Source organism: Microcoleus sp. F4-D5 (assembly GCF_036704885.1).
Lineage (GTDB): Bacteria > Cyanobacteriota > Cyanobacteriia > Cyanobacteriales > Microcoleaceae > Microcoleus.
Map to the genome: position 1 here is coordinate 142,046 of NZ_JAUBSX010000008.1, position 14,060 is coordinate 156,105.

The 14,060-nt window shown below is 42.4% G+C and carries 3 protein-coding genes and 1 pseudogene; 2 read left to right on the forward strand and 2 right to left on the reverse strand.

Annotated elements, in window-relative coordinates; all coding sequences use genetic code 11:
- The first annotated feature begins 79 nt into the window (after nt 1–79).
- Together QUA80_RS06320 and QUA80_RS06325 are read left to right on the forward strand one after the other, a co-directional pair.
- Complete coding sequence (locus tag QUA80_RS06320) at nt 80–5,929, forward strand: AAA family ATPase (RefSeq protein ID WP_333422441.1); 5,850 nt, start codon at nt 80–82, stop codon at nt 5,927–5,929.
- 64 nt (nt 5,930–5,993) lie between these two features.
- A complete protein-coding gene (locus tag QUA80_RS06325) occupies nt 5,994–11,900 on the forward strand; it encodes an AAA family ATPase (RefSeq protein WP_333422443.1) in 5,907 nt (1,968 codons plus the stop codon).
- A 313-nt stretch (nt 11,901–12,213) separates the two neighbouring features.
- Here the strand turns inward: QUA80_RS06325 and QUA80_RS06330 are convergent.
- Nucleotides 12,214–12,932 (reverse strand): annotated as a pseudogene (locus tag QUA80_RS06330) (IS1 family transposase).
- 212 nt (nt 12,933–13,144) lie between these two features.
- Nucleotides 13,145–14,023 carry a hypothetical protein gene (locus QUA80_RS06335; RefSeq protein ID WP_333422445.1) on the reverse strand — a complete coding sequence of 293 codons (879 nt, stop codon included), beginning with the start codon at nt 14,021–14,023 and terminating at the stop codon, nt 13,145–13,147.
- Nucleotides 14,024–14,060: the final 37 nt, after the last annotated feature.

Genomic DNA, 14,060 nt, shown 5'->3' on the forward strand with positions numbered 1-14,060 from the left:
TTAAAGGCACGTTAACGTACCTTCTACCTTCGCATTCAAACAAATTTCCCAAATCACTCATCAATCAGGAATTAAGAACGTGAATAATTTTGATAAAAACACGGCGCAACTCGACGATAACACGCACGTAAACGTTCAAATTACCAACTATCAAATCGGCCAAATAGTTTATGCGGGGAGTCGAACATTAGTTTATCGAGCGATTCGGACTGATGACGGATTACCTGTCATTATCAAACTGATGAAACGGCAATATCCTACTTTTAGCGAATTGGTGCAGTTTCGCAATCAGTATAGCATTGCCAAAAATTTAGATGTTCCCGGCATTGTCAAACCCTACAGCTTGGAAGCTTATCACAACGGATATGCCTTAGTAATGGAAGACTTTGGCGGCATTTCGTTGCAACAATTTACGCAAAAAAATCCGCTGACACTCGAAGATTTTCTTCAGATTGCCTTGTCATTGACAGATATTCTCCATTACATCCATCAACAGCGCGTCATTCACAAGGATATCAAACCGGCCAATATCCTCATTCATCCCGATACAAAGCAAGTTAAATTAATCGACTTTTCCATCTCAACTTTACTGCCGAGAGAAACTCAAAAAATTCAGAGTATTAACGCTTTAGAAGGGACTCTAGCATACGTTTCTCCAGAGCAAACCGGACGGATGAATCGCGGGATAGATTATCGCAGTGACTATTATTCATTAGGGATTACCTGGTATGAATTACTCACCGGAAATCTACCTTTTCAGTCAGACGATCCGATGGAGTTAGTGCATTGCCATATTGCGAAAAAACCAGATAATTTTACAAGTAAAAAAATTCCCCAGGTACTTGCGGATCTAGTGATGAAGCTGATGGCAAAGAATGCCGAAGAACGCTATCAAAGTACCTTGGGAATCAAACACGATCTAGAAAAATGTTTAGCGCAATTGCAGAAATCAGGAAAGATTGAAGATTTTGAAATCGCACAGAGAGATTTAAGCGATCGCTTTCTGATCCCAGACAAACTTTACGGACGAGAAGCGGAAATCGAAATCCTTATGCAAGCATTTGGAAGAGTCGCCAATAGTGCTTCCGAACTAATGTTAGTCACGGGTTTCTCTGGGATTGGCAAAACGGCAATCGTCAATGAAGTACATAAACCGATTGCGCGATCGAAAGGCTATTTTATCAAGGGAAAATACGATCAATTTCAACGCAACATACCGTTTTCTGGATTAGTACAAGCATTCCGCGATTTGATGGGACAATTGCTGGGAGAAAGTGATGCTCATCTAGAGCGTTGGAAAACTAAAATTCTCTCTGCTTTGGGTGATAACGGCCAAATTTTGATCGAAGTAATTCCCGAACTCGAACAAATTATCGGCAAACAACCAGATGCGATCGAACTGACAGGTAGTGCTGCCCAAAATCGCTTCAATTTAGTATTTGTAAATTTCATGGAAGTGTTTGCCACGTCAGAGCATCCATTGGTGATGTTTTTGGACGATTTACAGTGGGCAGATTCAGCATCTCTCAATTTGATGAAGTTGTTAATGAGCCAAACAGAGGGAGGCTATCTATTGATTATTGGGGCTTATCGGGATAACGAAGTTTTTCCCACTCATCCGCTGATGTTGGCGTTGGAGGAAATCCAAAAAACCAAAGCAACTGTCAATACGATCGAGCTAATTCCTTTAAGTCAATCTGACGTGAATTATCTGATTGCCGATACTTTTAGTTGTGCGATCGATCGCGCTCTACCCCTGACTGAGTTAGTATATCGAAAAGCTAAAGGAAATCCGTTCTTCACCACACAGTTTTTGAAAGCATTGTACGAGGATGGATTGATTGCATTTGACTGGCAGACAGGTTCCTGGCAATGCGATGTCGCCCAAGTGCGATCGCTCTCCCTCACCGATGATGTCGTCGAATTCATGGCATTACAGCTACAAAAGTTACCCCCCGCCACCCAAAACATTCTGAAGCTAGCTGCTTGTATAGGCAACCAATTTGATTTAGCAACCCTCGCCATTATTTCCGAACAATCGGAAATAGAAACAGCGACATCCTTGTGGAAAGCGTTGCAAGAAGAACTCGTTTTACCCCAGAGCGAAATCTACAAATTTTATCAAAACAGCGAACTAGATACCCAACACTCAACTGCCAACACCCAACAGTGTTATTATAAGTTTTTGCACGATCGAATTCAGCAAGCAGCGTACTTTTTGATTCCCGAAAATTCAAGGCAGATTACTCATTTAAAAATCGGTCGGCTGTTATTACAAAATACTGCGGCTGAAAATTTGGATGAAAAGATTTTTGGCATCCTCAACCAGATTAATTACGGGGTGAATTTACTAGAAGAATCAGAACGAGAATTAATTGTCAGACTGAACTTAAAGGCTGGTGAAAAAGCTAAAGCTGCTACCGCTTATGAAGCAGCACAGAAGTATTTAAATACAGGTAAGATGCTGTTATCGAGTAAGAGTTGGGAAACTAATTACAAACTTTCACATCATCTCTATACCAGTCTTGCCGAAGCCGAATATCTCAATGGCAACTACAAACGAGCGGAAGAATTGATTGATTTTACTGTCAAAAAATCAGTCTCAATCTTAGACCGCGTGCCTGTGTATCGAATACAATTACAGTTGCATAATGTGCAATCTCAGTTCGAGCGAGCGATCGAAGTTGGGCTGTCATGTCTGCAAGAACTTAACGTAAATTTACAACCAAATCCACCTCAAAAGCAGCAACTTCAAGTTGAGGAGCTAAGCAATCTTCCCCTGATGACCGATCCAAATAAGCAAGCGGCAATGGAAGTCTTGATTGCCTTAACTGGTCCAGCTTATGCTCAACGACCTGAATTATTGATGGAAATTATTAATACTTTGCTTCACCTCTCCATTCAATATGGTAATTCAAAGTATTCACCCTATGGTTATTGTCTTTATGGGATGCTCCTTTGTGCGACTATGGAGGATATCGATCGGGGTTATCAATTGGGTCAAATGTCGGTAGATATATTAGAAAAACTGGGTGCTAAAGCATACAATGCTAAGGTTTGCAATATATTTGGAAACTGCATCCGACACTGGCAAAAACCTGCCCGAGAAAATGTAGATTTAGCCATTGGCGTACAGGGATTTTGTAGTGGCTTGGAGACTGGAGACATAGAGTATGCTGGGTATTCAATTATTCATTATTGCGTGAGTCTGTTTTTTCTGGCTCTGCCTTTGCCAGAATTAGAGAAGAAATTTGACGAATATTTGCAAATTCTGACGCAACTCAAGCATAAATATGGAACTACCATTCTCAGTATAGGTCGTCAGACTATTTTGAACTTGCAGGAAAATAACTTTAGTCAGTTTGCATTGCCTGAATATGTTCAAGAGGCTGAACAACTAGAGTCTGACCTGATTGCAAATAAAAATTTTACGACTCTCTTTCTTTTTTATGTCCTTAGAGCCTTATTTTTGTACTTGATTGGTAAATATCAAGAAGCAGTTCGTTACATGACACTAGCAGTACCTTATGCTGCAAATGCACCGGGCTTAATAACTGTCAGCGAACATAACTTCTACTATTCACTCTCTTTACTGGCTCAATATCCTGACTTGGAGGAAAATAAACAGATTGAATGCTTGAAAATAGTAGATGCTAACCAGAAGCTCAGGAAAATTTGGGTTAATCATGCCCCTGAAAATTTTTTACATCAATATGAGTTAGTAGAGGCAGAAAAAGCCAGAATACTCAAGCAAAATTGGCAAGCGGCGGAGTATTACGATCGCGCGAGCGCTATTGCCAAAACCAACGGCTATATCCAATTAGAAGCACTCGGCAATGAGCTAGCAGCAAAATTCTACCTTGAATGTAGAAAAGAAAAAGTAGCAGCCGGATATATGCAGGAAGCCTATTATTGCTACGCTCGTTGGGGAGCCAAAGCCAAAGTCGCCGACTTAGAAAAACGCTATCCCCAATTGCTTGCTCCCATATTACAGCAAACCCGTTCGATCTTTTCCACGAACGAAACCATCTTCGCATTAGGAACTGTCACATCCACCAATTCGGCTTCTTCTAGCAGCAGTATCTCAGATACCCTAGATTTAAAAGCTCTTCTCAAAGCTTCTCAAACTATCTCTAGTGAAATCGAACTCTCCAAACTGCTTTCATCTTTGCTTTCGTTAGTCATCGAAAATGCCGGAGCTGATAAATGCGTGTTAATGCTGTTGCGAGACAATCGCTTGTTCGTTAAAGGGTCAATTACCTTGGGAACAGAGCCAGTCGTATTGCAGCATCTTCCGATTGAGGAGAGTCTGGATATTCCCCGAAAGCTGATTTACAAAGTCAAGCACAACAAGCAGACTGTTGTTTTGGTGGATGCGACAGCAGATTCAACCTTAGCCAACGACCCATATATTATCCGCCAGCAACCGTATAGTATTTTGGGTAGCCCGATTTTACATCAGGGTAAGTTAGTCGGCATTTTATATCTAGAAAATAATTTAGTAACGGGAGCCTTTACCAGAGATCGCGTCGAACTCTTGAATCTCCTTTGCGCTCAAGCCGCTATTTCGCTGGAAAATGCCCAATTGTACGAGCGATCGCTAGAATATTCCCAACAACTACAGCGATCGCTAAATGAATTGAATGCCACTCAGTCTCGCTTTCATAACTTAGTAGATAACGTGCCGGGAGTGGTGTATCAATATGGCCTGAATCCCGATAGCATCCTATCATTAAACTACATCAGTGCCGACTGTTATAGTTTGTTTGAAATTACTCCAGAGCAAGCTGTTGCCAATGCAGAGTTTTTCGACAAAATGGTACATCCAGATGATATGGATTTCTACCAGCAAACTTACACTCACACCGTTCAAATGTTCGCGCATTGGCATTGGGAAGGGCGAATTATTACTCCATCTGGCATTGTCAAGTGGGTTCACGGTGAATCACGAAGCGAACGGCAGGCGGATGGTTCGATTGTTTGGGATGGATTATATTTAGATATTAGCGATCGCAAACGATCAGAACTCGCCTTACAGCAAAAATCAGTGGAATTAGAACAAGCATTACACAACTTGCAAAACGCTCAATTACAAATAATCCAAAGTGAAAAAATGTCTGCACTGGGTAATTTAGTAGCTGGTGTGGCGCATGAAATGAATAACCCCCTTGGTTTTATCTCTGCCAGTCTCCTTGAAACTAAACCTACTATTGCCGAACTGGTAGAACACTTGACACTCTATCAAGAAACTTTCCCCGATCGGAGCGAGGAAATTATCGACCATGCCGAAGAAATTGATTTGGAATATACCTTAGAAGATTTACCTAAGATAATTGATTCCATGTCGGCGGCGTGTGACAGGCTAAAAAATATCAGTACCAGTTTACGTACTTTCTCCCGTGCCGATCGAGATTATAAAGTGCCGTTCAACATTCACGAAGGCATTGACAGCACGCTCTTAATACTCAAACATCGCCTCAAAGCGAATGACCAACGTCCCGCCATCGAAGTGATTACCAAGTATGGCAATTTACCTGCGATCGAGTGTTTTCCCGGCCAACTCAATCAGGTATTTATGAATATCCTTGCCAACGCGATCGATGCTTTGGATGAATCGAATATTGGGCAGAGGTTTGCCCAAATAAAGGCGAATAATAACCGGATTACCGTTCAAACTTCAGTAGAGAATGAAGCGGTGAAAATTATTATTTCTGATAATGGGAAAGGAATGATTGAAGAGGTGAAACAAAAGATATTTGACCATTTATTTACGACGAAAGCAGTCGGTAAAGGTACGGGATTGGGATTAGCGATCGCCAAATCTATAATAGTCGAAAAACATGGCGGTTCCCTGAACGTCAATTCTACTCAAGGTCAAGGCACCGAATTTTCAATTATCCTCCCAATAAAACCCGAACAAAACAGTTAATTTGCGACAGCATAACGTCTGATTTAATAACCACTCACCCATTTATTATCAACCGACAACAGCAATGAATAACTCCCACCAAAACACTAACACTCATTCAACCGTTCAAATTCCCAACTATCAAGTTCTCGAAACCGTTTATTCAGGAAGTCGCACTTTAGTTTATCGGGCTATACGTAGTAATGACCGATTCCCTGTTGTCATCAAACTCCTGAAAAACCAGTATCCCACCTTCAACGAACTGGTGCAATTTCGCAATCAATATACGATTGCTAAAAACCTTCATCAAGCAGAAATCATTCAAACTTATAGTTTAGAACCATATAGAAATGGCTATGCGTTAGTGATGGAAGACTTTGGGGGCATTTCCTTGAAAGAATGGGCATTGAAAGGAGAAAACCCGCTATCTTTGAGAAATTTTTTAGAGATCGCGATCGCCCTCTGTAATACCTTCGATATTTTATACCGCGAACGCATCATTCATAAAGATATCAAACCCACGAATATTCTGATTAATCCCGAAACTAAGCAAGTCAAATTAATCGACTTTAGCATTGCATCGTTACTACCAAGGGAAACCCAAACTCTGCTCAATCCCAATGTATTAGAAGGGACACTGGCTTACATTTCTCCCGAACAAACTGGCAGAATGAATCGAGGAATTGACTACCGAACAGATTTTTATTGTTTAGGAATCACCTTCTACGAATTACTGACAGGAGAGTTGCCATTTCAATCAAATGACCCGATGGAGTTAGTGCATTGCCATATCGCCAAAGCAGCACCATTAATACATGAGATTAATCCACAAATTCCGCCTGTACTTTCAGAGATTGTCAGCAAATTGATGGCAAAGAATGCGGAAGAGCGCTATCAGAGTGCGTTAGGACTGAAATACGATTTAGAAAATTGTTTATGTCAGCTAGAAAAAACTGGTGAAATTTGTAGTTTTGAAATAGGGCGAAGGGATCTGTGCGATCGCTTCATTATCCCCGACAAACTCTACGGACGAAAAACCGAAGTAGAAACTTTACTCCAAGCCTTTGAAAGAGTCGCTAACCCCCCTGAATCCCCCCTTGCTAAGGGGGGACATAGGGGGGTAGAAATGATGCTGATAGCAGGTTTTTCGGGGATTGGGAAAACCGCTGTCGTCAACGAAGTTCATAAACCAATTGTCAGGCAACGCGGTTATTTTATCAAAGGCAAATTCGACCAATTTCAACGCAATATTCCCTTCTCTGCTTTCGTCCAAGCATTTCGGGATTTAATGGGTCAATTGTTAACCGAAAGTGATGTCCAGCTAGAGCAATGGAAGAATCAAATATTAGAAACTGTCGGAGACAACGGTCAGGTAATTATTGAAGTCATTCCCGAATTAGAGAAAATCATTGGCGAACAACCACCAGCAGTAGAATTGTCGGGAACAGCAGCCCAAAATCGTTTTAATTTATTGTTTCAAAAATTTACCCAAGTCTTTACTAGCGCCAAACATCCCTTAGTAATATTTTTAGATGATTTACAATGGGCTGATTCAGCATCATTAAAATTGATGCAGCTATTAATGGCTGACACGGGTCATCTTTTCATTATTGGTGCTTATCGGGATAACGAAGTCAATCCAGCCCATCCATTAATGCTGACTTTGAGTGAAATTCAAAAAAAACAAGCAACCATTAATACTATTATTTTAACACCACTGAGTCAATTCCAAATCAATCAATTAGTCGCTGACACCCTAAAAAGTACAGAAAATTTAACATTAAACCTTTCACAATTACTCTATCAAAAAACCCAAGGTAACCCCTTTTTTGCCACCCAATTTCTCAAAGCCCTACACGAAGAAAATTTCATTCAATTTAACTTGGAGTTAAGCTGTTGGCAATGCGAGCTGTCTAAAATTCATCAACAAGCCTTGACCGATGATGTCGTAGAATTTATGGCGTTGCAGTTAGAAAAGTTACCTTTAGCAACCCAGAATATTATGAAATTAGCTGCTTGTATTGGCAATCAGTTCGATCTAGCAACATTAGCAATTGTTTCGGAACGATCGGAGGTAGAAACCGCAGCTAATTTATGGAAAGCATTGCAAGAAGGTTTGATTTTACCGATCGGTGATGTTTATAAATTTTATGTAGGGGCAGAAAGTCAAGCCGTTACGCCAGAAAAATCTCAAAATGTTACCTACAAATTTTTACACGATCGCGTCCAGCAAGCGGCCTATTCCCTAATTCCAGATGACCAAAAACAAACGACTCACCTCACAATAGGACGGTTATTGCTCGAAAATTTATCAGAGATTGAGCTTGAGGAAAAACTGTTCGATATTGTGGGGCATTTGAATTTAGGAATTGAGTTAATTGCTCAATCAAGGGAACGGGAAGAGTTAGCTCAACTGAATTTGCAAGCGGGAGTGAAGGCGAGAAATTCTACAGCTTACGCCGCAGCAAGGGTTTATTTGCAAACGGGGATGGAATTACTCCAGACAAACTGCTGGCAACATCAGTATGAATTGACTCTGAATCTGTCTGTTACGGCTGTGGAAGTTGCCTATTTGAATGGTGACTTTGATGGCATGGAACTTCTTGCCACAGTGGTATTGCAGCAAGCACAGACCATTTTCGACAAAGTTAAAATTTACGAAATTCAAATCATGGCACTGACAGCCCAGAGCCAGATGTTAAAAGCTATTTTAGTAGGTAGAGATGCCTTGGGGCAATTGGGGGTAGAACTCCCGGCTGCACCTGACGAAGCCAAAATTAGCCAAGTGCTACAGACTCTTGCAGGCCAACTAAGCAATAGACGGATTGAAGAACTAATCGAGCTCCCGATAATGAGCGATCCTCAGACTCAGGCAACCATGCAAATTTTAGGAATGTTATTTGCACCTATTATCCAGGGAATGCCAGAATTAGTGCCCATACTGAGCGCGACGATGGTGAGTTTATCCCTCCAGTTTGGGAATTCGCCTGCATCAACAGTGGGGTATGTGATTCACGGTCTGGTACTGTGTGGCTTTTTGGGAGAAGTCGAAACAGGCTATCGCTTTGGGCGATTGGCACTGAACTTGATTGACCGATTTAACGTGCGGGAATTCAAGAGCAAGGTTCTACTTCTATTTGGGTCTTTTATCCAACATCGTCAGGAAGCTCTGAGAGCAACGATGCTAACGGGTAAAGATGGCTATACGGCTGGTATGGAAACTGGCGATTTTTTCAATGCTTGCTATAGCATTGGCACTTACTTAAATGCCAACCTTTTTGGTGGGGTAGAACTGGATACTTGGGAACCTGAGATCGCAGTTTACAGCGGCGTTCTGGCAGAGGTGAAGCAATATTCTGCCAAGACTTATTTGGATATGAAACAGCAGGCGATACAGAACTTGAGGGAAACTCGTATTCTGTCGGATTGCTTAATTGGTGATGCCTACGATGAAAGGGTGATGATTCCTAAGCACCATCAGGACAACGATCTTAGTGCGATCGCTCTTGCTTACTTCTACAAATTTCTCCTTGCCTACTTTTTTGGCAATTACACGGGTGCCCTAGATCATAGCGCTCAAGTCAAACAGCATTTAATGGCAATATCAGGCTTGATGCTGATTCCCATTTTTCATTTCTATACAGCTCTGACGCATTTGGCACTTTTCCCTACACAGTCAGAAATTGAGCAAGCCGAACTTCTAGCGTTGGTGGAAACCCATCAAAATATTTTGCAACAGTGGGCGCAGAATGCTCCCATGAATCATCAGCATAAATGGTATTTAGTTGAGGCAGAAAAGTATCGGGTTTTAGGCAATAAAGCCGAAGCAATTGAACATTACGATCGCGCCATCACTGGAGCCAAAGCCAACGAATACATCCAAGAAGAAGCACTAGCCAATGAACTAGCCGCCAAATTTTACCTCGACTGGGGTAAAGTGCGCATTGCTGCCGAATACATGACGAACGCCTACTATGGCTATGCTCGTTGGGGCGCTAAAGCCAAAGTCGCCGACTTGGAGCGTTGCTATCAGCAACTACTGGCTCCCATCCTCGAGCAAACCCGTTCTCCCCTCTCCACTCAAGAAACAATCTTCTCATTGGGGAGTAGCTCCACCAGTTCTCCCAGTTCCAGCAGTAGCAGCGTCTCTGTGGCTTTTGATTTAGCAGCCATTCTTAAAGCTTCCCAAACGATCTCAGGTGAAATCGAACTCGAAAAACTGCTTTCTTCGTTGCTTTGTATAGTCATGGAAAATGCGGGGGCTGATAAATGCGTGTTAATGCTGTTGCGAGATAACCGCCTGCTGATTAAAGGCTCAATTACCCAGGGAACAAACCCAGTTGTGTTGCAGAACCTTCGGGTTGAGGAGAGTCAGGATATTCCCCTCAAACTAATCTACAAAGTCAAGCACAACAAGCAGACGGTTGTCTTGCTAGATGCGATCGCCGATCCGAATTTAGCCAACGATCCGTATATCATCCGTCAGCAGCCGTATAGTATTCTGTGCAGCCCGATTTTGCATCAAGGGAAATTGATAGGCATTTTATATCTAGAAAATAACTTAGCAACGGGGGCTTTTACGAGCGATCGCGTCGCACTCCTGAATTTGCTTTGCGCCCAAGCTGCTATTTCTCTAGAAAATGCTCAATTGTACGAGCGAGCGCTAGAATATTCCCAACAGCTAGAGCGATCGGTCGATCGGTTGAGTGCAGCAAAATCTCGGTTGCAAGCATCCCAGCAACGACTCCAGCTATTGGTTGAACAAACTCCACTAGCCGTCATAGAGTGGGATATCAATTTTCAGGTTACTGACTGGAACCCAGCAGCAGAACGAATCTTTTGCTATACCAAACAGGAGGCTTTGGGTCGTCACTTCACATTCATCGTTCCTGAAGCGATTCAAGCACAACTAGAGGGTGTGAGCGCCGATATTATATCGCAGCAGGGTGGTAATCACAGTATTAATGAAAATCTCACAAAGGATGGCAAAACGATTATTTGTGCTTGGTATAACAATGTGCTTGTGAATGCGGATGGCGAGTTAATAGGAGTTGCTTCGCTGGCAGATGATATTACCGAACGCAAAATTGCAGAACTTGCCTACCAGCAAAAATCAGTGGAATTAGAACGAGCCTTACACAACTTGCAAAACGCCCAATTACAAATAATCCAAAGTGAAAAAATGTCTGCACTGGGTAATTTAGTAGCTGGTGTGGCGCATGAAATGAATAATCCTTTGGGTTTTATCGCTGCCAGTCTCCTGGAAACTAAACCTACTATTGCCGAACTAATCGAACACTTGCAACTCTATCAAGAAACTTTCCCCGATCGGAGCGAAGAAATTATCGACCATGCCGAAGAAATTGATTTGGAATATACCTTAGAAGATTTACCTAAGATGATGGATTCCATGTCGGCGGCGTGTGACAGGCTCAAAAATATCAGTACCAGCCTCCGCACTTTCTCCCGTGCCGATCGAGATTATAAAGTTCCTTTCAACATTCACGAAGGCATCGACAGCACGCTTTTAATTCTCAAACATCGCCTGAAAGCTAATCACCAACGTCCCGCCATTGAAGTGATTACCAAGTATGGCAATTTACCTGCGATCGAGTGTTTTCCCGGACAACTAAATCAAGTATTTATGAATATTATAGCCAATGCGATCGATGCTTTGGACGAAGCGAATACCGGGCGAGACATTGCAGAAATTAAGGCTCATCCCAATCGAATTATCATTGAAACATCGATGGAAAATGATGGGGTAAAAATTGCCATTGCCGATAATGGCTGCGGCATTAATGAATCAGTCAAGGAAAAGATATTTGACCACTTGTTTACGACCAAAGGAGTGGGAAAAGGAACCGGATTGGGATTAGCTATCGCCCGCCAGATAGTAGTCGAAACCCACGGCGGAACAATTAATGTGAATTCTACCTTGGGGGGAGGAAGTGAATTTGAGATAGTGTTACCTATTACCGAAAAAAGATAGAACCCACATTCCGCCCTTCAAGTATCACACCGTGATAATTTTCGCCTTTCACGAGTCTGAACCTCCTGAAACTGAAAAAACCGAGAGGTTTATCTAGGGATACGATCGCCCTTGGCATATCAAACTCTACCCGATGGGGCGATCGCCCTTTAAAACCCAACCACTGGCTATACGCCTGCACGAGCGCTAAATCTAGCACAACTCCGTCACTAAGATCGATCGCCTGAGCACTTATCCACCGTTAAAAATTTGGGCGTTGCTGAATTGAGGTATGATAAGTGCGGTCAAGGGATGTTTTGGCTACCCGATTTGCCTAGGAAAGAGCGCGATTGAAATGATACGATGGATAGGGAACCGGAACATCCCAAAACTTAAGATAATGAATTACTAACCTGATTGAATGTTTGAGCATTTCTCCCTCCTGGAGAATACGCCATGTGTCTTACGATGAAGTCTAGCCAAATAATGTCGCAGTCGCGTATTCTCGCCCTCTCCTGGGGTCATGTAAGTTTTACAGATAATTTGGTCTCCATCTGGAATAAACATGGGGTAAACTGGCCATCCATCTGTGATATAAAAGTAACATTTCCAATTGCCAACTAGCTCCCTGGCAGAAAAGTTGTAGCACGCACGAATTCCCAATACCCATCCTAAAATCCCTGGCTGAAAGTGATTTACTGCCGTCGCTCACCAAATCTTATTTTTTTTGAGCCGACAAACGTTTCTAGTTCATCAAGTTCTCCCACCAGGCGAATTGTGTCTGGTTCGCAAGCATCAGGGAGCAATTCTCCTACAAGCTATACCCAATTTATAATGCTTGTGTGATGTACTGATGCAAATCCTCTCAATTGCTCGCAAACCCAGACCATTGACATACATTTTGATCCATTCACGTTTAACTTCTTCCGAGTAAACTTTATGAGGTTGATAGCAATCTATAAGTTGTCTGCCACCACCGACACAAATATAATTCTGTTTACCTTTTTTATGACCATTTTTATTAACATGAGTTGACTGGCATTCAGGACGCATAACCTCTTCGTTTTGTGAAGTGTTATTTTTGGGCGATCGCACTCTCAATCGATCGTACCCTAATTCAGCAACGCCGAAAACCATTAGCGCGAAAGTTGAGTGGAAAAGGGATTTTCTTGTGATGTAATGAACCTGAAACCGCTTCTAAAAACCTAGACAAACCTACCCACAGGTAAATTTCGCTATGTATAAGTCAGCGGTATAACTTTAAGTCAATCGGAGTTAACGCGCCAGCGCTTGGATGATGCCCGGTCTTGCGACTCGACAACAACCTTAACCAACTCCGCCCAGTTAGAGATGCTATAGTAATCGTGTCTGCGATTAACTACACCACATTGACCGATAAATTTATTCAGTTGATTCAGCGCGCTCCATACGTGCTTTCTCGGGTTCACCCCAAGATAGGCGGACACAGAGCGCGGCAATCTTTCACTCTTATTCATGCCTCTTCTAGCAATCGCAATCGCAGCGGCGATATCAGAGGACAATCCATACATCCGAGCATATTTAACCTTGCCAATTAAACTGGTATAAGCTGGATTGCGAGTAAATAAACAAATGCCGCGATTGGATAAAATCGACTCTAAAAGCTGATAGAAACGGCTATAAGCCCAACCAGAAAGCATTCGAGCATACTTTGAGCCGCGTTCTCTCAATTGGGTTTTCTTTGTGGCAAAATCTAGCGACTCGCAAACAATACCGCAGGCTCTTGTATCAGCTAACATGGCTAGTTGCAGGCAAGCATCCACAATTTGAGCCGACTGTTTGCCAGTAGGTAAACCCATCTGAAGGGGAATCGAGCCTTTGTCCTTCAAATTGCCGGCTCCATCCACATACGCCCAACCAATTGAACCTGGATTCATGTCGATACCAATACAACCATATTCAATGGGTCTACTTACTTTCGGTACGGGTGCAGGAGTGAATTGTACTGCTACCACCCATCGCTGGGCTTGACGATAAAAATGCCATGTTTTAGCACCCGTCGCGGGCAATCGATCGATCTGACGTGAGAAGGAGCCGATGGTTGATTCAACATACTTACCATACTTAGGGCTTACTGAATAAGTTAGGAAAAATTGCGATCGCACTTGATGGGCAATTCAAGCTCGGCAAAACATAAGTTTT